The organism is Bradyrhizobium sp. CCGUVB23 (assembly GCF_024199885.1).
Lineage (GTDB): Bacteria > Pseudomonadota > Alphaproteobacteria > Rhizobiales > Xanthobacteraceae > Bradyrhizobium.
This window is the reverse complement of sequence record NZ_JANADQ010000001.1, coordinates 6,725,816-6,750,921: the sequence shown is the minus strand read 5'-3', so window position 1 is coordinate 6,750,921 and position 25,106 is coordinate 6,725,816. Positions and strand designations below refer to the sequence as shown.

Annotated in this window: 21 protein-coding genes and 3 pseudogenes; 6 read left to right on the top strand and 18 right to left on the bottom strand. The window is 60.0% G+C overall.

Annotation, left to right across the window (positions count from 1 at the left end; genetic code table 11):
- The first annotated feature begins 623 nt into the window (after positions 1-623).
- Complete coding sequence (locus tag NLN62_RS31250; RefSeq protein ID WP_254111369.1) at positions 624-785, top strand: hypothetical protein; 162 nt, start codon at positions 624-626, stop codon at positions 783-785.
- A 565-nt stretch (positions 786-1,350) separates the two neighbouring features.
- Here the strand turns inward: NLN62_RS31250 and NLN62_RS31245 are convergent.
- The 5 genes and pseudogenes from NLN62_RS31245 to NLN62_RS31225 all read right to left on the bottom strand — a co-directional run bounded on the left by NLN62_RS31245 (position 1,351) and on the right by NLN62_RS31225 (position 8,238).
- Positions 1,351-2,377, bottom strand: a pseudogene (locus NLN62_RS31245) (IS110 family transposase).
- A 120-nt stretch (positions 2,378-2,497) separates the two neighbouring features.
- A complete protein-coding gene (locus NLN62_RS31240; RefSeq protein ID WP_027527333.1) occupies positions 2,498-3,475 on the bottom strand; it encodes an ABC transporter substrate-binding protein in 978 nt (325 codons plus the stop codon).
- A gap of 149 nt (positions 3,476-3,624) precedes the next feature.
- Positions 3,625-6,756: an efflux RND transporter permease subunit gene (locus NLN62_RS31235; protein ID WP_254111368.1), complete on the bottom strand. Its 3,132-nt coding sequence runs from the start codon at positions 6,754-6,756 to the stop codon at positions 3,625-3,627.
- Positions 6,756-7,961: an efflux RND transporter periplasmic adaptor subunit gene (locus NLN62_RS31230; RefSeq protein WP_254111367.1), complete on the bottom strand. Its 1,206-nt coding sequence runs from the start codon at positions 7,959-7,961 to the stop codon at positions 6,756-6,758. The genes NLN62_RS31235 and NLN62_RS31230 overlap by 1 nt, the downstream gene beginning before the upstream one ends.
- 133 nt (positions 7,962-8,094) lie before the next feature.
- Positions 8,095-8,238: a hypothetical protein gene (locus tag NLN62_RS31225; RefSeq protein WP_156944792.1), complete on the bottom strand. Its 144-nt coding sequence runs from the start codon at positions 8,236-8,238 to the stop codon at positions 8,095-8,097.
- Positions 8,239-8,420: 182 nt separating this feature from the next.
- Here NLN62_RS31225 and NLN62_RS31220 point away from each other — a divergent pair.
- A pseudogene (locus NLN62_RS31220) lies at positions 8,421-9,462 on the top strand (IS110 family transposase).
- Between the two features lie 300 nt (positions 9,463-9,762).
- Here the strand turns inward: NLN62_RS31220 and NLN62_RS31215 are convergent.
- From NLN62_RS31215 to NLN62_RS31170, 10 genes and pseudogenes are all read right to left on the bottom strand, one after another.
- Positions 9,763-10,125: a hypothetical protein gene (locus NLN62_RS31215; protein ID WP_254111366.1), complete on the bottom strand. Its 363-nt coding sequence runs from the start codon at positions 10,123-10,125 to the stop codon at positions 9,763-9,765.
- Positions 10,126-10,253: 128 nt separating this feature from the next.
- Entirely contained in the window at positions 10,254-11,282 is a 1,029-nt protein-coding gene (locus tag NLN62_RS31210) for a hypothetical protein (protein ID WP_156944789.1), read from the bottom strand.
- Positions 11,251-11,913: a ParA family protein gene (locus NLN62_RS31205; RefSeq protein WP_254111365.1), complete on the bottom strand. Its 663-nt coding sequence runs from the start codon at positions 11,911-11,913 to the stop codon at positions 11,251-11,253. Before NLN62_RS31205 ends, NLN62_RS31210 begins: the two co-directional genes overlap by 32 nt.
- A gap of 766 nt (positions 11,914-12,679) precedes the next feature.
- The gene (locus tag NLN62_RS31200; RefSeq protein ID WP_027528113.1) at positions 12,680-13,114 is read right to left on the bottom strand and encodes a hypothetical protein; all 435 of its coding nucleotides are present in this window, start codon (positions 13,112-13,114) and stop codon (positions 12,680-12,682) included.
- Positions 13,104-13,292, bottom strand: a pseudogene (locus NLN62_RS31195) (hypothetical protein); the annotation flags it as partial. The gene NLN62_RS31200 and the pseudogene NLN62_RS31195, both read right to left, overlap by 11 nt.
- Before the next feature lie 81 nt (positions 13,293-13,373).
- Positions 13,374-15,014 carry a chaperonin GroEL gene (gene groL / locus NLN62_RS31190; protein ID WP_254111364.1) on the bottom strand — a complete coding sequence of 547 codons (1,641 nt, stop codon included), beginning with the start codon at positions 15,012-15,014 and terminating at the stop codon, positions 13,374-13,376.
- Positions 15,015-15,218: 204 nt separating this feature from the next.
- Positions 15,219-15,650, bottom strand: coding sequence for an SRPBCC family protein (locus NLN62_RS31185; protein ID WP_027528097.1), 432 nt, complete (start codon positions 15,648-15,650; stop codon positions 15,219-15,221).
- A gap of 694 nt (positions 15,651-16,344) precedes the next feature.
- Entirely contained in the window at positions 16,345-16,704 is a 360-nt protein-coding gene (locus NLN62_RS31180) for an SPW repeat protein (RefSeq protein WP_254113762.1), read from the bottom strand.
- A 247-nt stretch (positions 16,705-16,951) separates the two neighbouring features.
- On the bottom strand, positions 16,952-17,206 hold the full coding sequence (locus NLN62_RS31175) for a hypothetical protein (protein ID WP_254111363.1): 255 nt from the start codon (positions 17,204-17,206) through the stop codon (positions 16,952-16,954).
- A 454-nt stretch (positions 17,207-17,660) separates the two neighbouring features.
- A complete protein-coding gene (locus NLN62_RS31170; protein WP_254111362.1) occupies positions 17,661-17,942 on the bottom strand; it encodes a hypothetical protein in 282 nt (93 codons plus the stop codon).
- Between the two features lie 99 nt (positions 17,943-18,041).
- Between NLN62_RS31170 and NLN62_RS31165 the strand changes: the two genes are divergently transcribed.
- The 3 genes from NLN62_RS31165 (at position 18,042) to NLN62_RS31155 (ending at position 19,855) form a co-directional block, all read left to right on the top strand.
- Entirely contained in the window at positions 18,042-18,461 is a 420-nt protein-coding gene (locus NLN62_RS31165) for a hypothetical protein (protein WP_254111361.1), read from the top strand.
- Positions 18,462-19,446: 985 nt separating this feature from the next.
- Positions 19,447-19,641 carry a hypothetical protein gene (locus NLN62_RS31160; protein ID WP_156944911.1) on the top strand — a complete coding sequence of 65 codons (195 nt, stop codon included), beginning with the start codon at positions 19,447-19,449 and terminating at the stop codon, positions 19,639-19,641.
- A gap of 40 nt (positions 19,642-19,681) precedes the next feature.
- Positions 19,682-19,855 carry a hypothetical protein gene (locus tag NLN62_RS31155; RefSeq protein ID WP_198031966.1) on the top strand — a complete coding sequence of 58 codons (174 nt, stop codon included), beginning with the start codon at positions 19,682-19,684 and terminating at the stop codon, positions 19,853-19,855.
- A 691-nt stretch (positions 19,856-20,546) separates the two neighbouring features.
- On the opposite strand, the gene NLN62_RS31150 is transcribed toward NLN62_RS31155, so the two are convergent.
- On the bottom strand, positions 20,547-21,107 hold the full coding sequence (locus NLN62_RS31150; protein ID WP_254111360.1) for a hypothetical protein: 561 nt from the start codon (positions 21,105-21,107) through the stop codon (positions 20,547-20,549).
- Positions 21,108-21,309: 202 nt separating this feature from the next.
- On the bottom strand, positions 21,310-21,456 hold the full coding sequence (locus tag NLN62_RS31145) for a hypothetical protein (protein ID WP_254111359.1): 147 nt from the start codon (positions 21,454-21,456) through the stop codon (positions 21,310-21,312).
- 1,489 nt (positions 21,457-22,945) lie between these two features.
- Here NLN62_RS31145 and NLN62_RS31125 point away from each other — a divergent pair.
- On the top strand, positions 22,946-23,317 hold the full coding sequence (locus tag NLN62_RS31125) for a hypothetical protein (protein ID WP_254111357.1): 372 nt from the start codon (positions 22,946-22,948) through the stop codon (positions 23,315-23,317).
- Here the strand turns inward: NLN62_RS31125 and NLN62_RS31120 are convergent.
- Positions 23,303-24,480, bottom strand: a protein-coding gene (locus NLN62_RS31120) for an IS3 family transposase (protein ID WP_254107522.1) whose coding sequence is annotated in 2 segments (ribosomal slippage) — positions 23,303-24,183 and positions 24,183-24,480 — 1,179 coding nt in all. Because the reading frame shifts where the segments join, the coding sequence is not laid out codon by codon here. The genes NLN62_RS31125 and NLN62_RS31120 overlap by 15 nt on opposite strands.
- Positions 24,481-25,106: the final 626 nt, after the last annotated feature.

Genomic DNA, 25,106 nt, shown 5'->3' with positions numbered 1-25,106 from the left:
CTACTGTCAGGGTTATCAGAAGGATCGCCAGCGCCACCCGCTTCGGCCACGTTCTTTATGAGCGCTCGAGTTCGAACGACGATGTCGCCTGCTCGCTTACGATCGTTTGGGATATTATTGTCATTTTTCGAGCCGCCTTCGCGCACTCGGCGGCTCTGGTCTCGTACCTCTCCAGCTTCGTCTGTAGATCACTCAGCACAGTGCCCTCCACGCTTCCCACGCGAGCGTGAATGGTTGTCGGGGGGCTTCGACCGAAAAGATGACCGACTCCCGGCAATTTTGGAGCGGACAAAAGTCGACTTGGAGCGCCTAACCTACGGCGCTCCCGCCCACTCTAGCGGTTGCGAGCCGTCTAAGAAAACGCCCCGCTGTGCATCGGCGGGCTTTTTTCGTCTCACTTAGCGCGCTTGCTGCTTTCGCGTCCCGGTCAATCGTCGTCGCGATCCCGGCCGCGACGCCAACCACCCTCATAACGTGGGCCGTAGTAGCCGTAGCTGTGTCGATAGCGATAACGGTCTCGCCACTCATCGTCGTCACGGGGTCGATAGTATCCGTAGGGGCGATAATAGTCCGGCTGCCGCCAGCAGCGTCCCCACTCATTGCAGACCAATCGGACCTGTTCGATGCCTGACACCGACGCCACAGGTGGCGCGATCGGCATGGCGCTGGCGCTAGTCGCAGCCAATCCGGCGAGCGCTGCGGCAGAAAAAAAAAGAACGGCAATCGGCTTTGCCATCGAAGCCTCCATAGTTGAACTCGTGTGCAGTGTGGCGGTGCTGGGCTGAACCGCGGTTGAATGGCGTCGCCGAAAAACGCCGCGATCGTGAACGCGGGGACAGACGCCGGTCGCTAGTTCTTCGAGGCTGCGAGCCGGTCTTGCGAGCTCTGCGGCAGAAGAACGGATAGGATCCAGCACCAGCTCAGGCACCTAGTTCACAACCACCCTGGACTACATCTAAATTTGGGTGGCTCGCGAATGCCGCGAGCATCGTACTAGCTATAAGCCTGCCGGGCGGACGGCTCGCCAGAGTCCGCTATGCCCCGATAGCGACGAACTTCCGCAGCGCAGCGAAATGACGCGATGGGCCATGTGTGGACGGCTCCGGGTTGGCAAGAGTTTTCTTCACGCTTGCGGCGGTGGTCGGAGCAGCCATGTGTTCGGCCTATTAGCGCGGTTCACCTGACCGCTGGCCATAATGCCCTTCGCGGATCAGGTCCCGGTCAAAACCTCGCATTCGATGATGCCGTGGCCCATGTGGGTTGTCCTGATCGCCGGATCGACCGGCGCTGCATTACGTGCTGTTCGCTCTCCCAACCGTTACGTCACGCCGGATATCCGGCGCGATTCCTTTACGTCGCGAGTGCAGCGGGCTCCCGGTAGCGTTCGCCCCTGGCCATCATGGCCCACGCCATGCGGGCGATCTTGTTGGCGAGCGCGATCGCAGCAACCCTGGTCGGTCGACGCGCCAGCAGCCCCGTAAGCCAGGGCCGATGCCCCGTGCCATGGATCTTGGCATAGCGGATCACGGCGAGCGCGCCAGCCGTGAACAGGCTGCGCAAATAGCGATCGCCTTGTTTGCTGATACTGCCGAGCTTGTCCTTGCCCCCGCTCGAGTTCTGCCTCGGCACAAGCCCGACCCAGGCCGAGAAGTCCCGTCCCGATCGGAAGGCCTTCGGATCAGCAATACTCGCGACCAGAGCCGTCGCCAGCGCCGGACCAACGCCGGGGATCGCGTCAAGCCGCTTGCTCGTCGCATGTGAGCGATGCCAGGCGATGATGCAGCGGTCGAACTCCAGGATCTGGGCCTTCAGTGACCGCAATTGACTGCCGAGAGCCGTGACGCAGGCGCGCGCCACCTCCGGCAGCCGGTGGTCGGCTGGATCGGCGACGACCTCCAGCAGTTGCTCGACACCCCTGCGTCCGACGGGGGAGACGATCCCGAACTCGGCAAGATAGGCACGGATCGAATTGATGATGGCAGTTTGCTGGCGGATGAACAGATGGCGCGCACGATGAAGCATCAGACAGCTCTGTTGCTCGAGGGTTTTGGTCGGCACAAACCGCATGTTGGGTGACCGCCTCGCAAATCGCCTCCGCGTCCGTGCTGTCGTTCTTCTGTCGCTTGACGTAGGGCTTCACATAGGCCGGAGGCATTAATCGCACCGTATGCCCCAACGCCTGCAGGTCGCGGGACCAATAGTAGGATGACGCGCAAGCCTCGATCCCTGCCAGGCATGGCGGCAACTTCTGGAAAAATGCTACGACCTGCTGGCGCTTTAACTGACGGCGGATGACCACCTGGCCGGCTGCATCAACGCAATGCACTTGAAAGACCGACTTCGCGATATCCAGACCGATTGTCGAAATTGACTGCATAGGCTGCTCCTCCGAATCGTGGGAGCCTCACACGGCGCCCACTCCTTGGCGCTCTCACGCCGGTGGAGGAGCCGTCCACAGCATCACAACCGGACCGGTGCACTGCAGCAAACAATGTTTCTATTCGATTACTTCGTTGGCGGCCGCAAGTAGGGCAGGCGGCACGGTGAGACCGAGGGCCGTTGCGGTCTTGATGTTGATCACCAACTCGAATTGGGTCGGTCCCTGCACCGGCAGGTCGGCCGGTTTCTCACCGCGCAGGATGCGGTCGACATAGCCTGCGGCCTGTCGGAACAGCTCCGGGATGGAGACGCCATAGGCCAAGAGACCGCCCTCGTCGGCAAAGGAGCGCAGCGCGGAGACCAGCGGAAGCCGGTGGCGTGCCGCCAAATCGACGACGCGTTTGTGATGCCCCGTCGTGAACGGATCGGGCGGCACCAGCAACGCACCTCCCGGCTCTCGCACAAGCCCCGCAATACCCGCTTCGATTTCCGCAACGTCGCGCACCGGCGTATCGAGCACGTCCAACGAGAATTGTCCGGCCGCTGACTGGGCCGACTGCAAGGTTACCTTGGCACCGGGATTATCGGGATTGTAAAGGTACGCAATGCGGGTCACCTGTGGCGCAACCTGCTTGACCAGATCGAGCCATTTCGCGCCGAGCGTCGGCTCCAGGTGCGAGAAACCCGTCATGTTGCCGCCAGGATGAGCGAGGCTCGCCACAAAACCCCGCTCCACCGGCTCGCTCACGCCAATGAACACGATGGGCACTCCGGGAAACGCCGATCCGATCGCGCGCAAGCCGATGCTGCTGTTGATCGCAATCACCTCCGGCACCCTTTGCCGCAGTTGCTCTGTGATGCCGCTGTCCAGCGGTCCCCAGAGATAATCGACGCTGACATTGCGACCGGCCACCCATCCAGCCTTTTCCAATCCCTCTCGGAACGCGGCGGCGCGCAGTAGTCCTTGCTGGTCGCCCTCAACGAATTGCATCACCACTGAGACCCGCCGCGGCTGCTCGCGCTGCTGCGCGCGTCCAGCGACAGGCCAAGCAACCGCCGCACTACCGAGAAGCGTGATGAACTCGCGTCGCCTCATAGGCCTTACCCCGAGCCGGAGATAGCCTATCACATCGAATGGGAGCTGTTAGCGTCGCACATGAACTCGGCTCCGGAATGACCGGAATGGATTCCGTTTGCTCGTAGCACTTCCATCGCTCCGCGTGCTTTGCTAGAGGCGTTTGGCCTTTATCCGGTCCCCGAAGTCTCAGTCGACATTGCTGTGTCGCCCGCATTTCGTTCACGCGTCACCAGCTTGAAAAACATCGGTACAAAGAGGATAGCGAGGAAGGTTGCGGCCAGCATACCGCCGATTACGCCAGTGCCGATGGAATGCCGGCTCGCGGATCCGGCGCCGGCCGAAACCGCCAAGGGCACGACGCCGAGGATGAAAGCGAGCGACGTCATGATGATCGGACGAAAGCGCAGTCGGGCCGCATCCATTGCCGCATGGTAGACGGAAAGTCCTTCGCGTTGGCGCTGCGCCGCAAATTCGACGATCAGAATGGCGTTTTTGGCAGACAATCCGATCAGGGTCACAAGACCGACCTGAAAATAGATGTCGTTCTCAATACCTCGCAGATAGATTGCCACGATGGCGCCAAACAGCGCGAACGGCACCGCCGTGATGACAGCGAGCGGCAACGACCAGCGCTCATACTGCGCGGCCAGAATCAAGAACACCGCGAGGAGTCCAAACAGGAAGCCTGTCGACCCGGTCCCCGCGGTTTGGATTTCCTGAAAAGCCGAGCCCGTCCAGCCGATGCTGTAGTCCGACGAAAGCGTCTCCGTCACGACTTGCTGGATTGCCGCGATGGCCTGCCCGGAGGACACGCCGGGAGCAGGATTGCCGAGAATTTTTGCAGCCGGGACGACATTGAAGCGATCCACGACGTCGGGTCCGATAACGCGATGAACCGTTAGCAGCGCATCGAGCGGAACCATGGTGTCGTTTTTCGAACGAACGAACACATGCCGCATGTCCTCGGCCGACTCGCGAAAGGCACCTTCGGACGACATCGTCACCCGATAGGTGCGCCCGAACAGGATGAAGTCGTTGACGTAGAGGCTGCCGAAAGTGCTCTGCATCGCCTCGAAGATGGTGTTGATCGGTACCCCGAGAGCCTTTGCCTTGTCTCGATCCACATCGAGGCGGTATTGCGGCTCGTCGGTCGTAAAGGTGGTCTGCACGCCGCTCAGTTCTGGCCGCTTGTTCGCGGCCTGCACCACCCGTTGTGCCGCCTCGGCGAGTGACTGAAGGTTGCCACCTGAGCGATCCTGCAAATAGAACTCGAAGCCGCCGGTGGTGCTCAGGCCAGGAATTGGCGGCGGATTGATGCCGATAACAATGCCGTCGCGGAAATCTGCGTTGAGCGCGGAAAAGGCTGGCGCCAGATTGCGCGCGTCAAGTTTTGGGTCGCGGCGTTCCGACCAGTCTTTTAACGTCACGAACGAAATGCCCGCATTTGTTCTCTGAGAGCCGCTCAACAGATCGTAGCCGGCAATCGTCACAACATCGGCGACCGCTGGATTCCTCATTGCTCCTTCTGTGACCTTGGCGGTCACCTGGAGCGTGCGATCGAGCGAGGCCGCGGGCGGCAGCATCGTCACCAGGAAGATGTAACCCTGGTCTTCGGGAGGCACGAGGCCGCCGGGAACGCGTTGAAATAGCCACCAGGTCACTCCCAGCATCGCCGCAATAAGAGCGACCGCGGTCAAGACATGCCTGAGGAAGAAACCGACGCCGCCAGTGAAGCGCTGTGTCACCCAGTCGAAGCCACGGTTGAATATCCGGAATGGCCGCCAGGTTTCCGTGTGTCCCGGTTTCAGAAACACTGCGCAAAGCGCCGGCGTCAGGGTCAGCGCCACAATTCCGGAGATGATCACCGATACTGCGATGGTGACCGCAAACTGCCGGTAGAGTTCGCCGGCGAGGCCGCCGAGGAAAGAGACCGGGACGAACACCGCGCACAAGACCAGCACGATCGCAACCAGCGGTCCGCTGACTTCCTGCATCGCGAGGACAGCGGCCTCGCGCGGGCTCTTGCCATCGGTGGTCATGATGCGCTCGACATTCTCAAGCACGATGATGGCATCGTCGACCACGATGCCGATCGCCAGGATAAGGCCGAACAACGTGAACAGATTGATGGAAAATCCAAGCAGGTACATGCCGGCAAACGTACCGACGATCGACACCGGAACCGCGAGGATCGGGATGAGGGTCGCCCGGATGTTCTGGAGAAACAGAAACACGACCAGGACGACAAATAGGATCGCCTCGACAAGCGTCTTTATGACTTCATGGATTGACGCTTCGATGAAGCGGGTCGTGTCGAACGGCACCTCGTAGCGTAGTCCGTCGGGAAAGCGCTGCGACAGGCGCTTCATCGTGGCGCCAACCGCCGCTGCGACCTCCAGCGCGTTGGCGCCCGTCTGCAGGTAGATGCCGATCGGCACCGCGGGCGTGGCGTTGAGCGTGGAAACGGTTCCGTAGTTCAAGGAGCCGAGCTCAACCCGGGCGACGTCTTTCACGCGCAGCGCCGCGCCGTTCTCGTCCGAACGCAGGACGATCTGCTCGAATTCGCGCGGATCGACCAGCTGTCCCTTGGTCGTGACCGAATAGGTGAAAGCCTGATGGCCTGGCAGGGGCTCCTCGCCGAAGCGGCCTGCGGCAAACTGGGCATTTTGCTCGCGAATGGCTGCCGCGATGTCGCTTGGCACGAGCTTGTACTGAGCGACCTTGTCGGGGCGTAGCCAAATGCGCATGGAATAATCGGTCGCACCGAAGAGCGTTGCATCGCCAACTCCGGGCGTGCGCTTCAGCTCGTCAATGACATTGATGAGCGCGTAATTGGAAATGTAGAGCGCGTCGTATCGGCGATCCGGCGACGACATCGTCAGCACCTGCAGGAACGAGGAGGACCGCCTGGTGACCGTAACGCCTTGCCGCCGGACCTCCTCCGGCAGCAGCGGCAGCGCGCGCTGAACGCGATTGTTGACGTTGATCGATGCCTGATCAGGATCGGTCCTGCTTGTGAACAGGACGGACAGAGTCATTGAACCAGAGCCGTTCGAGGTCGATTGCATATAGATCATGCCTTCGACCCCATTTATCTGTTGCTCCAGTGGAGCGGCGACGGTTTCGGCGATCGTCTGGGCACTGCCGCCAGGATAGGTCGCCGTAACGACCACTTCGGGAGGAACGATTTCCGGATACTGCGCGATCGGCAGCGCCCGCATCGCGATCAGTCCGGACAGCAATATGACAATCGAAACGACAGTCGCGAAGATCGGCCGATCGATGAAGAATTTCGACATTACGGGCGCACTCCCAACGGAGCCCCGGGTGCCTGTTCGTGTGACTCGACGGGTGGCACATATTTCACCGGTGTTACTTTTTCGCCGGCGCGAACGCGAATAACACCGTCGACGACAACCCGTTCACCGGGTTTGAGGCCATCCGAAATGACCCAGTCCAACCCGACTTGCTGACCCAACCGGACGGGTCTGACCTCGGCGACATCGTTGGCGCCGACGACGTAGACAAACGGCCCCTGTGGACCCTGACTCACCGCTTCTTTGCGAATTGCGATCGCATCGAGCAGGGTAACGCCAAGGATGCGCAGGCGCACGAACTGGCCTGGAAGCAGGAGACCGTTCGGGTTGGGGAAGACCACTCGTGCCTGGATCGTGCCGGTCTGCGGGTCGACTCGCGGAGCGGACGTATCGAGCTTGCCTCGATGCTGATAGAGGCGGCCATTGCTGAAAAATAGCTCCACCGACAAGTCTTTCTCATCGATCGGATTTGCCCGCCGTTCATTGAGGTCCCGGTAAGCGTGCCCTTCCTCATCGGTGAACGAGAAATTCACATAGGCGGGATCCTGCGGCGTGATCGTTGTCAGGAGCGTCTGCTGGGCTTGGATCAGCGAGCCGATCGACGGCGAGTTCAAAGCTGTGAGTCCTGCGACCGGCGCCCGGACCTCCGTATATCCGAGGTTCAGTTTGGCGCTGGCGATTTCGGCTTGCGCTGCCTCGACCGTGGCGCGGGCCTGATCGCGGGTCCCGAGCGCTTCTTCGCGTTGCTTTTCCGTCGCGACGTTACGACGCGTGAGTTCCTCCACGCGAGCATAGTTCTCTTCCGCCTGGCGGAGCGCCGCCTGTGCCTGATCGAGCTGGGCCTCGGCGCGGTTGAGCGTTACCTGGTAAGACGCGGGGTCGATCTGGAAAAGAAGCTGCCCCTGCGTGACCTTGTCGCCTTCGTCGAAGTCTCGCTTCAGCAACAGGCCGCCGACCAACGCACGCACTTCGACGTCCCGGACTCCCACGATTCGGCCGGCGTACTCAAAAGGCAGCGGCACCTCGGCTGACTCAGCGGTTACGATGCCGACTTCCGGCGACGGTCGTGTGGTATGTTGGTCTGCGGGCAGGTCCCTGGCGACCCACGGCCAGCCGAAAACAGTGATATAGGCGCCTGCTGCAAGCGCGATCAGAATAGCCACAATGGCAACGTATCGCTTTCCCATCAGCCCCACCATCGTGATCCGTACCGGATTCTACAGACTACTGGTGATGCAGCGGCTGATCCGCGACTGCCATCCAAGCAGCGGCTGATCGATGCCAAAGAGCTGGCTGGCGAAAGGCAGGATGCCTTTGTAATCATCGAAGGATTTCATGGGCGTACTCCTGACGATGAACGCGGCGATCGTTGCTGATCGCCGACAGCGCCCGCTGCTGCAGGCGTGCCGCGAGCGGCCACGCTGCTGTTTCGGCCATGAGCCCGATGAACTCGCGCGGCCTCATGCCGGTCGCTCCGACCCTCCCACTGAAAAATTTCAAGGTGTCAGGCCATGGCCGAAACGGCGTTGATCTAAATCAAGTCTAGAACCTGCGGATCCTCGGTCCGCTAATGGGATGGTCCGGCCGTGCTCCGGCCCTGCCAGCACGAGAAGCTGGCAAGGGGCGCTCAAGACAAGGAGCACGCCATGTCTCAGAAACTCGCCGTGATCGGCATCGATATCGGCAAGAACTCGTTCCACATCGTGGGTCATGATCACCGCGGTGCCATCGTGCTGCGGCAGAAGTGGTCACGCGGCCAGGTGGAAACGCGGCTCGCCAACCTGCCGCCGTGCTTGATCGGCATGGAGGCCCGCGTAGGTGCCCATCATCTCAGCCGCAAACTGCAAATGCTTGGCCACGACGCCCGCATGATGCCGGCGAAATACGTGCGCCCGTATTCGAAGGGACAGAAGAATGACTTCCAAGATGCGGAAGCGATCGCCGAGGCCGTCCAACGCCCGACCATGAAGTTCGTCGCGACCAAGATCGCCGATCAACTCGACCTTCAGGCACTGCACCGCGTCCGCGATCGATTGGTCGGTCAGCGTACCGGCGTCATCAATCAGATCCGTGCGTTCCTGCTGGAGCGGGGCATCGCCGTACGGCAAGGCCTGCATTCCCTGCGGTCCGAGTTGCCGGATATCCTCGCGACGCGTACCGATGTGCTCTCGCCTCGCATGTTACGCATCATTGAGCATCTGGTGGGCGACTGGCGCCGGCTGGATGCGCGTATCGAGCGAGATCGAAACGCTGGCCCGTCAAGTTAAGGCCTGCGAGCGACTGATGACGGTGCCCGGCATTGGCCCGCTTATCTCTAGTGCAATGGTGGCCGCGATCGGCACTGGAGACGTGTTCTCGAAAGGCCGCGACTTCGGCGCCTGGCTTGGACTGGTGCCGAAGCAGATATCGACCGGCGACCGCACGATCCTCGGCAAGATATCAAGGCGCGGCAATCGCTACCTACGCGCGCTGTTCGTCCAAGCCGCATGGGTCGTGCTGGTCAGGGTCAAGTGCTGGGAGCGCTACGGCCTCAAATCTCGGATCGAAGCTGCCAAGAAGCGATTGCATCACAACGTGCCGGCGATTGCGCTCGCCAACAAGCTCGCCCGGATCGCCTGGGCGGTCCTCAACAAGGGACGCGCCTTCGCGTGCGTCAAGACGGTGGAGACGGCATCCCGACCTGCTTGATCCTCGCGCCGTACGCGGCGCCGTCAAGGCGCGGCCTGGCAGCAGGAGAGCAAGACGTCGGGACAGCACGACGGCCGGCCTTGACGGGCCCTTGCGCGCGGCGCGTCTGCGCGCGCAGGCCGGGACGAAGGAACGAGCGCCAGGCACGAACAAAGGAACAGCGCGAAGTGAGGAGCTATCGATGACGTACCGACACCTTACCCGCCGAGGTCTGCGAGAGGATGAGACGACGATGGAGAATCGGTCTTCCCGGCGCATGCGAACACTGGTGACCCAAATGGCCCGTCCGAGGTCTGTCCGCTAACCAGATCGCATACGCGCTGATATCCATGATGGCCCGGAGCACTGCGCTCCAAGCAGAGGCCGGATACATTGATGCAAGACCGCATCTACTGGATCGTCGAAATCTTCTTGCACCGCACGGCCGGACCATACATCTGGGTCATTCTCGACTGAGCCAGCCGGTTCTGCCTGCTCTTGATGTCCGTTTTTACCTGAAAGCGAACCCTGTTCGATTACCTCGTCCGCGCGGGCGAGCACCGATGCCGGCAGGTCGAGGCTGAACGCCTCGGCGGCTTTCAGATTGATCACCAGCTCGTACTTGGTCGGCGTTTGCACCGGCAGATCAGCCGGCATCGCTCCGGCCCTTATCAGCGCAATCATGGGCCATGCAGGAGCGGCCCCAACGTCAGCGTCTTCTTTGTCCAAAGCTCGGACGAAGTTGCCAGGCGGTCCTCGCAGGTGCCTCGGCCTCAGTCAAATCGGATGCCAAATGCCCGCGCTGCTTAGCTTTACTCTGGATCTGAAATGCGGGTCAGCATCTTCACGTGCGGTCCCGCCCGTTTGAAGATCGGCTCCCAAAAGGCATAGGCCGTCTCGGCGAAACTCGCGCTTATGGTGAACTTCGTGAGCGCCCCCCGATATGCGGCCTGTCGCCGGCAGCCCTGCCCCTCGACAAGGTGCCAAATAAATTGAGCGACATGGCGCGCGTACGTGCTCGGACGACCTCGGTGGTTGGGTACGATCTCAAGCCGCATGGTCCCGGTGTCGCGCGTCTCCGGTTCGGTGATGTTGGCAAGCCAAATGAAGATTGATGGATCAATGCTCGCGGCATAGCCGTCGCGCTTGAGCTGCTGATTGATCATAGAGAACGCGCTGGCAGCCTCTCTGAAGCATTCGCTCAGGATGAAGTTCGCCTGATTCTCCAGCTTGCCGCTCCGAAGATCGTCCAGCAATCTGACCGCCTCGTCAGTGAGCCGCCGCATGTATTGCACTTGCGGCTGCCCTGCGCTGTCGGCTGGTTCCTTCTGCACAATCAATTCGCCCGCATCCGCGCGGAACTCCGTTGCGGCTTCTTTGCGAACGGTCAAAAAATTGCTTTCAAGACTGGAAGCGCCGATGTCTTTCGACGCCGCTTCTCCTTCCACCCGTGTCTCTACGAGGTCCTTTGCATGGTCCAACGTAGCATTCAGGCTGGCTTTGATATTTTCAAAAGCTCTGTCTTGATACTCCTTGGCGATCTTCGCCATCATCTCGGTGGTAGTGTCGAAATCTAGGAGTTCGTCCCTGCGCGGCGCCGCCGCATTCTGAGATTCAAGCACCGCAACGGGACTCGGAGCCGTCGCTTGCCTTGCAAAAATCGATTGATCAGACGTCTTCTCGCCCGCGTGCTCCAATCGCGGATTGGAAGCAGCAATCCCGCTGGACGCCACAAACAGGCCATCGTCAACGGCTCGACTCGCCGCCGCGGTAAGCTCCACCAGCGAGCGTCGCGCACAGCGCGTATGGCTAGCACGCCGCCTTTTTTGCGTGAGGCTCATGATCTAACCACCCCTCGACAAGCTTTTTCAAGACCCAGCGCCACAGCTCACGAACTTCCTCCGAGGCTCTTCCCCCTTGTGCAAACTCGGTCACGCCTAATCCTGCCCCAAGCGCGTCCTGGTGGTCATTGCGTTGCCCGACATAGGGAAGCGCAAGCACCCCGAGCGAATTGAGCGACGTTGCAGCTTCACTCAAGCGGCAGCCCCGCGGCGGCGTCTGATTGAGGACGAAAGCAAATCGGCGGTTGAGCCTACGAATAGCAATCAGCGTCGGTATCGCAGCTTCGATGTCGGCCAGACTCGGACGCACCGGGATCAGGCAAAGATCGGCCCTCGCGATAGCGCACACGGACAGCGCATTGCTCGTGGCTGCGGTATCGATGACTGTAAGCCAGATTCCCTCAGCTGCAAGGCTGACGAGCGCCCCTTCTATTTCGGCGGGATCGGAGACCCGAACGACCCGCGGATAGGGATAGCCGCGCCGCTCTTTCCATTTTGAAATCGTGCCTTGTGGATCCGCCTCGACAAATGCGACGCGCTCCCCGTTCCCCATCGCTGCGACTGCAATTCCGACCGCCAGCGTGCTCTTGCCGCTTCCGCCTTTTTGGGTGACCAGAGCAAGGACATACATCTCCTGTGCTTCCCGTATGACAACGACATGAAAACGCACGAGTCGTCGAAAAAGTTGGGCCTACCAATCGGTGACCTACCATTCCCCATCGTGAATCGCATCAAGAGCGAGCGTGGAACTCACAACCAAATCAAGGCCCAGCCACTAACGATTTACCGCGGAGAACTCTTCGCGAAAAAGGGCGAGCCTCCTCGATGGATAACAAGGGATCGCGGATCTCCCGCGACTCGCCCTTCGTCCGGGTGATGTCTCTTCTGGGTCAAAATGCGAAGAACTCAACATGAGCAACCGAGTCCGCTGTGCCTCGCTAAGCGGACCTCGACGGCGCGTGCGGACACCTCAGAATAGCCAATGAACGACGTCATTCGCCGACCTCGTCGGAAGTCGCCCGTGGAGTGGCATCGGTCAAAATTGAAACGGACTGACCGAAATAGAAATCTTGCCGTCCGCAGCTTGTTCTACCTTAAAGTCCACCTCTTTTTACGCTGCTACATCCTCAACGGTCACATGCAACAACCCAGTACAAGTAACTGCTCGCTTGGCTTTGCTTCTTGAATTTGTGCGTATTGTATCATCCAACCTATATGCGGCGCCTTGTCTCCCCTTTTCCAAATGGCTAATCTTTCGGCTTCTGTGCTCGTATTTGATCCTTCCGCGTCGCAACTGCCGCCTTTTTCAACGGAATCGGCGCATCGGCGAAGTGCGCGATGTCCGCTACTTGGTAGCTATCGGGGGAAAAGCGGACGTCGCACATAATCTGCGGGCATTACGGCCCCAGAAATCTATATGCGACAATCAGTGCCACCATGCTCGCGAAAATCAGCAGTGCTCGGAGGGATTTTCGGATCATTGGCCTCGTCGAATGGCGCGCGGCCGGTAGATCAGGTTGAGGTTTAGGCCGTCGCTGAGACCGCACGACTTTGCCCTTTGTTGTTTGCGTGCGAGCCTTTGGTTCCGGCGCCACGCCTACGCCTCCCATCTCCCTGTAATAAGCGCTGTAGACCTCGCGAATGGCCAGGGCCGTGGACTCGACCTCGCTGATCGTCTCGAGTCGGGTTCGATAGTTAGTCAGAAAGCTCTGTGCGTTTGACGGAAGGTCATCGAAACCACCGAGCTTGGCCATCATGAGCCAAGTGGCAAAATCCGCCTCGGCCTTCGTGCGGGCTTTCCTGGCGATATTGGTGTTGGCGCTATAGGACATGATGGTCCGATTGGTTCGCCCGCTCAAGCTCGCCGGCATTCATGGCTTCATCTGGCCGAGATTGGGGCATTGCCGCGCGCCCTAAGCAGACGCCACGCTCGGCGAAAATACGATCGGCGAACTGCTGCACGTATCCGCTTGAGCCCTGCTGATGGGTCATCTCCATCCAGCTGTTGTCGTCGAGTTGGACCGGTAGCTAGTCCGGGAAGGCCCGGCATCGCTGCTGGACCTTTTTTCCTTGAGCGCCGAACGGCTGGATTCAAAAGTCCATGCCACCCATGCCGCCGCCCGGGGGCATTGCGGGGCCGGAACCGGCCTTCTTCGGCAGCTCGGCGACCATGGCTTCGGTGGTGATTAGAAGCGCCGCGACCGAGGCTGCGTTCTGGATCGCGACGCGAACCACCTTGGTCGGGTCGATGATGCCCTTGGTGACGAGGTTGCCATACTCGCCGGTCTGGCTGTCGAAGCCGAACGAATACTGATCCTTCTCCAGGATCTTGCCGACGATGACGGAGCCGTCCTCGCCCGCATTGATCGCGATCTGGCGGGCCGGCGCGGACAGCGCCTTGCGCACGATCTCGACGCCGGTCTTCTGGTCGTCGTTCTTGGTCCGGATGCCCTTGAGATGCACGGAGGCACGGAGCAGGGCGACGCCGCCGCCCGGAACGATGCCTTCCTCGACGGCCGCGCGGGTCGCATGCATCGCGTCATCAACGCGGTCCTTGCGCTCCTTCACCTCGACCTCGGTCGCGCCGCCGACGCGGATCACCGCGACGCCGCCGGCGAGCTTGGCGAGACGCTCCTGGAGCTTCTCACGGTCGTAGTCCGAGGTGGTCTCCTCGATCTGCGCCTTGATCTGGGCCACGCGCGCCTCGATGTCGGCCTTCTTGCCGGCGCCGTTGACGATCGTGGTATTCTCCTTGTCGATCATCACCTTCCTGGCGCGACCGAGCATGTTGAGCGTGACGTTCTCGAGCTTGATGCCGAGATCTTCCGAGATGGCCTGGCCGCCGGTCAGGATCGCGATGTCCTGCAGCATGGCCTTGCGGCGATCGCCGAAGCCCGGCGCCTTGACGGCCGCGACCTTCAGGCCGCCGCGCAGGCGGTTCACGACGAGCGTGGCGAGCGCTTCGCCTTCGACGTCTTCAGCCACGATGACAAGCGGCTTGCCGGTCTGCACCACGGCCTCGAGCAGCGGCAACATCTCGTTCAACGAGGAGAGCTTCTTCTCGTTGATGAGGATGTAGGCGTCTTCCATTTCAGCGCGCATCTTGTCGGCATTGGTAACGAAGTAGGGCGAGATGTAGCCGCGATCGAACTGCATGCCCTCGACGACGTCGAGCTCGGTCTCGAGTGACTTGGCTTCTTCAACGGTGATGACGCCCTCGTTGCCGACCTTCTTCATGGCATCGGCGAGGAACTTGCCTACTTCGGCATCGCCATTGGCGGAGATGGTGCCGACCTGGGCGATCTCCTCGTTCGAGGTGACCTTCTTGGTATTCTTCGAGAGGTCCGCAACGACCGCGTCGACCGCGAGGTCGATACCGCGCTTGAGATCCATCGGGTTCATGCCGGCGGCAACCGATTTGGCACCTTCACGGACGATCGCGGCGGCGAGAACGGTCGCGGTGGTGGTGCCATCGCCGGCAGCATCCGCCGCCTTCGACGCCACTTCCCGCACCATCTGCGCGCCCATGTTCTCGAACTTGTCCTCGAGTTCGATCTCCTTGGCGACGGCAACGCCGTCCTTGGTGATGCGGGGCGCGCCGAACGACTTGTCGAGGACGACGTTGCGGCCCTTCGGACCGAGCGTGACCTTCACGGCATTGGCGAGGATCTCGACGCCGCGCAGCATGCGGTCGCGGGCATCGACGCCTAACTTGACTTCTTTAGCTGACATATTTGTTCCTCCCTGAATTGAAATTCGTCTCTCACCTGCGAGGCAGCATAGGCAGGCGCTCCTCAGGGGTGAGCATTTGCGGCGGTCAGCGTCAGGCCGCCTTCTTGGAGCCGGCGACGTCGGTGAGAACACCCATGATGTCGCTCTCCTTCATGATCATATGCCCACAGGCGGCACGGCGGAACACGACGTCCCGTTTTGCGGTTACGCGCCCCGCTCGAGCAGTTCCTTCAGCTTTTGCTCGTTTCTCGGCAGCTGCCTTCGCACTTGCCGAAGGATGAGCGGAGCAAGCACCCTGGCGATCCCGTGGGCTTCTACTTCAAGGGCGATCGTTACGCGCGACCGCTTGCCCTCATCGAGTGGCTCAACTGTGCCTTTGGCAATCGCTGTGAGCGGGCCGCCAACGCCGCGCACCGTCCACGTCCTCGGAGGATTCAGTTCAGTTATCTCCTCGGTCCTCTGCAACTTCCGCGGACCGACCCGGCGGGTCACCACGGCTTTCAGTGGGGCGTCGCCCTGCCGGCGTGCCGACACGACGCCCCCCTGCCATTCGGGGAAATGCGAAAAGTCCGTCGCGTATAGGAAGACGTCTTCGGGGCGACGGGATATCTCAATGCTCTCTACGATCGCTGCCATCTGTTCCTCCTTTGCTCCGATCTCCTGCGGATGTCGCCGGGCCCCGGCGCTGGGCATCCGTCGCTATGGGAGCCGGCGGAGGCGCACCGGGTCAGCAAGGATGTCGTACCCGTCTGGGCCGATGGGCTCATCTCCATTTCGCACATGCTGTGGGCCTTTGCATCGTACTCCCCCAATCACCCGGCGGATAGCTGGACGTCCCTGAACAGAACTTCTCTCCTTCCGAAGAAACCGGATTTCCTGATTTACGGCGGCCAAATAAGGTGTACCACAGGTTCTTACTGGAGATCGCGAAACGTCCGTCTCGCTATCGGACGGCATTGACCGCGAAATCTGGCTGAATGAGCGTCTGTTGCCGGCCACAAGGTTCACAGGCAGCAACTGTTCAATGGCAGAAAGCGGCCCTTCGGCTTCGATGTCGAAGGCACCGGCAAGAACAGGCCGCTGGTCCCGAAAGCCTCTGAGCAGGCCGCGCTGGCTCGCGGGAGAGCGTTGCAGGTCGAAGGCAAGAGTCTACGTGAGATCGCGACGGTCTGAGCCGACGAGTTTGGTTTGGCGAAGATCGACGCGAAGAGCGTGGAGCGACTCCTCGATCGCGTTGCTGCCTGGCCCACGATCTGATCGCGCCGTCGACGTCTCTATGATCTCGCGACTCCGCTGATCACAATCCTGACTATCTACGAACCTCAGCCTCTCAGCGGCCGGTGGTCAACCGCGGCGGGATCTGGGACATCATCCAAAGCTCGATCGCAGCCAGGATCGCGACCGCCGCGCCGATTACCACATGCACCGTCATCGCGGTGGTTCCCTGGAAGCCCAATACCCAGGGCGAAACCAGCGCCCACAAGCCGACGATGAGGTTAAGCCACTCCTCCCACACCGCGAATGCCGCCAGCGCCGCGATTGCGAGGATCGCGATGGCGATGCCGGTGATATAGGCGTTGGTGGAGACCGTTCCGGCGTCGAAGCCGAACATCCAGGGCGAAACGAACAGAATCGCGCCAAGGATCAGGTTTGCGACGTCGCACAGTTTTGCGTTCGTCCAGTTCTCCATCCAGTTCTCCATGACACCTCCATTGGAAGGTTTACACACGCTAATCAACCGTAAGTTCGCCGCGCCAGTTCCATCGCGGTCCGCGGCATAATGGCAAGGGTCCCCGCGGCTGGTGTACCGGCCTCCGCCGCTGTTCGCCGTCGTCGCAGCCACGCAGCGCGCGGCGTAAGCCCGCGAGCGCGCCTCGCCCGGACAGACACAAAGCGGCTAGCCGGGAGGCCTATCAGTGCGCTCGGTAGGCGGGGCCTTACGGCAGCGACCCTCGAAGCTCAGCGACACCAGAGGTGGCTCGACCGGATTTCTCAGCAGGTCCGACATTTCGCGCGAGGATCGCGGCAATCAGGAGGATAAACATCGCGACGGCAAGCCCATTCAGGATCGCAGCCTGATATCGATTAAACCAATAGCGCATCATTACTGCACCCATGCGCATCGCCCCGCCCGCTGCAACTTGTGTCGTTGAGTCGTTGGGCGATTTGGTGGCGCCCCGGTCGCTAACCAACGTACAGCCTCCGCCAGGAGGCCGTCGCTAAGCGGACCATCAGCTGCACTGGACCACCCCGCGGCTATCGAAACCTCGGCCCGTCAGAAGTGCCGTCGAGGTAACTTCACGCGCGGTCGTCGAGAGGATCGCAGGCGCGCCTAGTGGCGGTCAGTGACCAAAACAACCGGCGCCGATTCTTGGACGGGCTTGCGATTGCCCTCATCGGAAGCAACACCCGAGGGCTGGGCCGCAGCCTTGTGAGGCCCGTCCAACAGTTGTGGAAGGAGCGGTGGCGACGACGACAGGATCCTTGGCGCTTGCCTGACGGTTCCAATCGCATGCGGTTGCCGGATAGGCGGTAAGAGTAACGGCAGCACAGGTCGTCGCAATCACGATCTTCTTCATGGCCGGGCTCCTCTTCGAGGCCACGTCATTTTACTACGATGAGCCTTGCTCGAATGCATCGGCGTGATCACGAAGCTGCGAGAGCAGTGCAGCCCACGGAGGCACGGGAGGCGCGTTTGCCGCTGGGGCTGCCAACTGGAGGGGCCGGATTCTTCAGCCTTGCCCGCCTGCACAGGATTACGAGGTCGTCAGCATAGGCCACGATGCGAGAGCCGAGGCTTCGCTCCAGCCCGAGCATCTTCGATCCCAGTACAAACCGGCGCATGTAGAGGTTAGCCAGCAGCAGATGCAGCACGCGCCGATCAACAATCCGGCGCTCCACCGACTTGAGAGCACCCGTCTCGAGCATTGGAGCCTGATAAAGCTTCCGGCACTGGTTCGCGCCATTGGCCGCTCGAAAGCTGCTATAGCTTCGGGATTGCGCAAGGCCCGCTCTCGGAGGGGTCACATGCGACGGCGCGGGTGTCTCCCTGTTTTACTTTTGCTGAGCGGTTGCGGCGGGACGACGCCCGAGTGTGATTTTTTAGATACGCGCAGTACTGTGGTTAAGATCATTTCAGACGACAGCAACAACGCGCTTGTCAACTACGCAGTCGAGAATTCGAGGGCGGTTGCGGCGATGCTAAGTAATGCGAACACAGAGTCTGAAAAACTTGCCATTTTGGAAAAGGCGAGACGAGGCGCCGCGTATAGGCTGGATGATACAATACGCACAAATTCAAGAAGCCGAGCCAAGCGAGCAGTTACTTGTTCTGGGTTGTTGTATGTGACCGTTGAGGATGTGACAGCGCAAAAAGAGGTAGACTTTAAAGTAGAACAAGCTGCGGACGGCAAGATTTCCATTTCGGTCAGCCCATTTCAATTTTGACCGATGCCACGTCACTGGCGACTACCGACGAGATACGCGAATGATGTCGTTTATTGGCCCATCAGCGAAGTGGCAGCAGTCTCAATGAGGTCCGCTCCGTGGGGCGTAGCGGGCTAGATTTGCTCGCGTTGAGTTCTTCGCATTTTGACCCGACTGAGACATTGGCGCGGGCCTTCTGTGCCGCGCTTAGGACCACGGCGGCTCTTCGCTTTCCCCGGCTGGCTCGTGGTGGATCGTGACGCCCGCCGAACGCAAGCCGGTCAGCAATACAGTTCTTATAGAGGCAGGATCGAATCCAATGTCCTTGGCGTTTGGTGGATGTGCCTCACTGCCCTTCAATCGGAGCGCCAAGTGTGCTGAACGACGAGATTGGCCTGATCGTCAGTCATGATCTGCTTTTCCTGCTACCATTTGTTATCCGACTAGGTAGCACACATGAAAATTGGGCGGTACGCGATTGGACCGCCCCCACCAGATGCCGAGCGGCACTCGCCTCGACCGCCGCTTTTTGATCCAGAACGGCCTATGCTGCACATCGAACGAGACATGCGAGACATCCGCTTCTCATGATCGTACAGTAAGGCTGCCCTAAATTCAGCCGGACGGTGGCCCCGTCGGACAAGCTGTATCACCGGCGCGGCTAGTTGTAGGCGACGGTGACTGAGAGACCAACGCGCTCCCGTCTGAGACGAGAGGGAGCGTGCCATGATCGACCAGCCTGATTTCGATTCATATTCAATCCAAGCACGTATCTGCCTTGGCATTGCGATCTTCGGCCCTCCTCGGTGCTGTGGCGATGACGAGCATCTACCTCGCGTAGTAAGGCCGCGAGCGGCGGCCTGAGAGCTCCCACTTCAGTTTTGTTCTGGCGTTGCTCCTATCCCGGGTGCATATTGGTTCCATCACTGCAGGCACCGTTGCTTCGGTCGGTGATGAGAACGCCGGTTGCGCTCCCGCCCAATTCACGTAGGGAAAGGAGAGTGCCATGAGACGACGCCCACAACCCCAAATATTTGACGAGAATCTGAACGCGGAGAGAGCCAGCATCATAGCGGAACTGGAAAACACACAGCCAGGACCGCAGCGTGATCTTCTGGAAAGCAAACTGCGCCAGCTCGAGTCCGCTTCTGCTATCGACGGGTGGCTGACGTCGCCGGGCCTGCAACCCCCTGAAGAATGAGGCCGCCTCAGTTGGTAGCTTTTGTGCAAGGGGTCAGCAGATGCAGGAGTATCGCGCATACATCATGGGCTTCGACGGGCATATCGAGCTTAGCACCCAACTGATTTGCGAGGACGAAACCGAAGCCAAGAAGCGCGCCAGAGCGTTGGCTGACGGATACGACGTAGAGCTATGGATTCAAGATCGAAAGATCGCGGAGTTTAAGAGTGAGTAAGGCCGCCTCAGTTGGCCGCCTCTTTCGTTCTCGTCGTCCTGCTATGTCATCTGCTGGCCCAGCAACCGACGTAGACCCGACACAGCCAGTTCGTCAGGTTCGTGTTGGCTGCCGGGGATGGAACAACTCTTCGACGGACTGTTTCGGGTCCTTAATCTGAGAGCGGTCCTTGCGATCGTTCTTTTGTGCTTCAAGCTTCTGTAGGAAGCGGAAACGCGGCGACCGGGTCGCATGCCCTGATCGGCCGTGCTTGGTCATACCGAAGCCCTTTTGGCCGCTGTGCGTCATTGGGCAGTGCCTTGGCTTGGCCCGGCGATCTCCTAAGTTGGATCGCAAGAGGTCGCTCGAAGTTGACCGACCGCAAGGCCCGGACGGGTGACGCCGGAAGACTACACCAATTCCCCAGACGAGCAAGTCGCCGAGGCTGGCAGATAGCAAAGCGGATGGTCCGCTACGGTCAAAGGCGGCGGTGGAAGCGACTGTGGACCGATGCCCGGCGTACCGCTGACAGCCGACGTGACGACCATCATTGGCCTGTTCGGCTCCGGGACTCAAAAGCGGCGGTCCCGAATGTCTGCGCTCGTGCCGCGGTTGCTTGCTAAGCAGACGTGAGCCCCGAAGGGTCTCGTTGCTTTATGAGTGCACGACTAAACGATGGCGAAGGTGTGCGCTCGATACTCGCACGGGAAACTCACGATGGCTTTGCTCTATCGAGAAATGGTTTCCAGGAGAGCGCCTCGCGGCTGGCCTCGTCTAGATGTCCATCCTCTAAGAGCCTTCCGACATATGTGAAGTATTCACAAAGGAATGAGGCGTCAGGCAGTTCGAACACGCGCTCACCGGGTACCCACAAATCGTATTTCCTGGCAGAGATAAATGCAGACATGATTGCTGGTTTGAGATCGCGCGCAATGTCCGGCCATCCCGACGATGCGGTCCTAATCTTGATGCTATCTGAAAGACTACGAAATTTATAACCGAGGCTCCGGAGCTCAAAAGCCCTTCTTTCGCCTGACTTCCGGGTTGACGAGTCTAATGAAACGCCGATTACGATTCCGGTCATCAAGACCAACGCAAATTTGAACCAACGTAGCTGGCCCACCGCGACGAGGTTGTTGGAAATTGTCGTGGCCACAGCGTTGGGCTCGGAAAAGACATTTTCCGCCAACCAGGTTTCAAAAGTCGTGCCGATCAAGGGGATCAGCAAAAGACCCCAAATCCCAAAAAGAAGCGGTTTGAGCCATTTGGACATAGACCGCTATTGGCTAGCATACTCGAAAGAATCCTTGGAGGGCTTGTCGACTTTGGCGACGGGTCATTTTCGACCGACGCTGCGGGTTTCGCGCGCCGCTCGATGTCTGCTTTACTGCTGCTTAGCTCATAGGTCTGTCCGCGGTGCCTGCACGTTCTTTCCATCGTTGCGCTCTATCGAGGATGAGCCGCTGCTTACCTCCTTACACATGTGGCTTCTTGGGACGGCTTTCCTTCGCTTCTTCCTCAGTCAACAGTTGGCGGATCGTCTCGCGCTTGTGCTCGTCGGTCTCCTCTTCGAGGAGCTTCCGATACCGTCGGATGTTCTCGTTGTGGATGTACTTTTCCATAGAGCCAACCTCCCACGCGGAGAGGTATTATAGTCCGACCAAAAACTTAACGCATGTAATTCTTAAGCGCTCGGGCTCCCCGCGACGAACTAGGATAGGCTTAGATTTCGGTCGCGGGTCACCCCTTATTCGGGATGCGTCCTGACCGAAGCGATCCTGCCGCAAGGTGGGCACTTATAAATGCGGACGGCGGGCGAATTCGATACCGCTGGCAACTCACCTACGAGCGACATTTCACCGGAGCATTTCTCACAAGCCGGGCACGGCGCAGCTTCATTGGAGCGTGTCATATAGGATCAATCCTTAAGTGCAGCTATCGTGGGGCTGCCAAAAACAATCGGAAGAGGTAGGCGAGCGCTGTCGAGGCTTCCTATCCAACCGCGTTGGATAGGCTGACAAGGCCTGTGTCAATCGCAGCGATGTCGATTTCAATCTGTTCGATCGAGCGACTACAGTCAAAGCCCTTCACGGATTTCAGATCGACCGCAAGTCGCCGCCTATGCATTCTTAGGTCCTCTAGGGACTGGCGATCTCCTAACCGAGCATAGCCATCGACGATCAATTCGATTGCACTGGACATCACAGACCTACTCAAAAAAAATCGGAAAAAAAACGCGCCGATCCTAGCTGGCACGGCGGTGAGTAGACAAACAGGACTGTCGTGGCTTCTGCCGGAAAGTCCTATCGGCACGACTCCTAGCGCGTCGTCCGGATCGTTTGAGCGAGGCGAGATCGGTCCCGATCTAGCCTGCCGGATGGGATTGGAGCCAAGCGCTTCGATCGGCCTTACCGCGGCGGGCGGCAGAAGTTCTGGATTAAGGTCAAGTACCAACAGCATCCAATGGAGCGCGAGCTGTAAACCCCAAGACAGGCTGTGCTGCCTCGTTTGAGCTAACCGCATTGCATTCTTCGAAGTAGGACGACAGTGCAAGCTCAGCTAGGTACTCCCAGTGTTCTGCTTCGGCGAGGAGCTTCCATTTGTTCATGCTGTTATACGCGGCCTGTTGACGGCACAGCGAACCCCTTGCGCGTAAGCGTCGCACCTTCTCCACTGCGTACCTCCCTTTGGGCTTTGTTTTTCACATGCCCGTTGTTAGTGCGGTCGGAGTTAAGTCTCGCAGATTGAAACGAGGAGTGATAGTCCGGTGTTTGACTGGGGCCAAATGATGACAGCGCAATCGTCTGACTTTTTGTTCTTGATTGCATCGGCTCGAAACATTGACGGGATCGAAAAGCGCAGCACAGAATGAAGGCGCTCTTTCCCGAACCTCAAGCCCCCCAATGTCGGAAGCGCGGCGGTCTAGTCGGGAGCGCCGTGCTTGGCCAATTGTTCGACCATTTCGGATGGCCCGCCTGCGTTGCAGGCGTGGGCGCGATCTTGGCTCTTGCGTCCCTTCTTGTCTCAAGGCTCAGACTTTCTTCTGATTAAACGGTTAGCGGCACGTATGGATCAATGTCGGATAGTAATCCGCCCGCAACCTTCGGCTAAGTGGCGGCCCAGCTCGATCGCTTGGGCATTGCCTACCTCCACGTCGTCGAGCCGCGCATCAGGGGCACCGAGGAGATCGCGCATGGTCAGGCGCCGATCGCCGCCCAGCATTTGCGGCCGAAGTTCTCCCGGACCTTGACCGCGGCAGGCGGCTTCGCACCGGATTCGGCGGAGGCTATCCTCGCGACCGGCGACGCCGACCTCGTCGATTCGGTCGTCACTTCATCTCCAACCCGGATTTGCCCGAGCGGCTGCGGCGCGGCCTTCCCCTCAATCGCTACGACCGGTCGACCTTCTACGGCGGCGACGCGCGCGGCTAAAGTGACCACTGATCTTCCCCCGAAAAAATGGACAGGGTTAAGCTGCTTTTAGCTCCATCTCGATCGGGCTGAGATATCCGATGGCCGAGTGGCGACGTGTTCGATTGTAGAAGCCCTCGATGTAAGCAAAGATATCACGTGTGGCTTCCTCACGTGTTGCATAATGCTGGTGATGGACGAGTTCGGTTTTGAGCGTGTGGAAGAAACTCTCCATCGGAGCGTTGTCATAGCAATCGGCCCTGCGGCTCATCGAGGCTCGGAAGCCGGCGGACTGCATCATCTTGCGATACTCCGCGGAGGCGTATTGAACGCCGCGATCTGAATGGTGGATCAGGCCGGCGCCAGGCCGCTGTGTCGCAATGGCCATCGCTAAGGCCGCCAATGGCAGTTCGGCGCGCAAATGATCCGCCATCGCCCAGCCGACGATCTTGCGGCTGTAGAGGTCCATGACCGTGGCCAGATAAAGCCAGCCCTGATCAGTCTCGACGTACGTGATGTCGGCGAGCCAGATCCGGTTCGGCGCTGCGGCGATGAAGTTGCGCTCGAGCAGATTCGCGGCGATCGGGAAGTCGTGACGGCTGTCGGTGGTGCGCACCCGTCGTGGCCGCGCCATGATGGCCCTGATACCGTGGCGGCGCATCAATCGCTCGATGCGACCGCGGCTCGCCCCGCGGCCCTGAGCCCTCAACTCGGCATGGATGCGCGGGCTGCCATAGCGGCCATTGGTGTCGCGGTGAACCCGCTTGATATCGCCGACGAGCTCACGATTGGCGGCGGCTCGCGCGCTCTCCGGGCGCGCCCGCCAGGCATAATAGCCAGCAGGCGAGACGCCGAGCACGTCGCACATGATCATCACCGGATAGTCGGCACGGCGATCTTCAATGAAGCGGAATCTCATTTCTGAACTCCAGCAAAGATCGCGATCGATTTTTTTAAAATGTCGCGCTCCATGCGCAGCCGCTCGTTCTCTCGCTGCAAACGGGCGATCTCCGCCGCGTGGTCCGCCGACGGCAGCGCCGCCTGCGTCGTGGGGCGCCGCGACGCCGCCGTCGGCTCCCGCCTGGCCCCACGTTGCTCTACCCACCGCCGCAACACGGAATCGCGCAGGCCAAGTTCCTTGGCCACCGATCCGATCGAGCGGCCACTCGATGCGACCAGATCAATCGCTTGCCGCTTGTAGTCGTCCGTAAACGACCGACGTTGACGTCCTTCCATCCGACACCTCCTGGCTCTTCGAGCCTACTACAGGTGTCCATCAGTTCGGAGGAGGTTCACACTGCCGGGGCTGAGTATTTCATCCCGATGAAAATTGTACCGGCCGCCAAGGGGCCGCTTTCAAAGCGGCCCCTTCCGATTCCAACATCCGCAGAGGCGGTGTGAGTGTTCCTCTAGGCGAACACTCTGTTCTCATTCAGCCATTTGCAACTCCCGCCCTGCGCTTCAAGGTTCTCGTTGGGGTAGCTCAAGGGACGGAGCGAGCCATGGAGTTGTACTGGGCCGAGAAGGTCATAGAAGCTAAAAGCGCGTCGACAGAGCACAGATGGTCGTCCTGGCCGCTTGCGGGGGACATTCCAGCGATGGAGTGTCCCCCACAATTCTCACCGGCATGGATGCCCAGAGCAACAACGTCTGGAGGCCGATGGGTGGCACTCTTAGACAGAACTCATGCAAGGCGACGTGGATATTTGCATCATCAAGCGTAACGTTGGCGCCTTGGCCAGTCGGAATTCGTTGCCTTCCAGGCGCGGTACGACCTTCCATGTACTTCAACCCCATCCACCAATTCGCCCACGTAGGGCAACGACACGTCGACGTACTCACCGAGGCGTAACCCGTGAGCA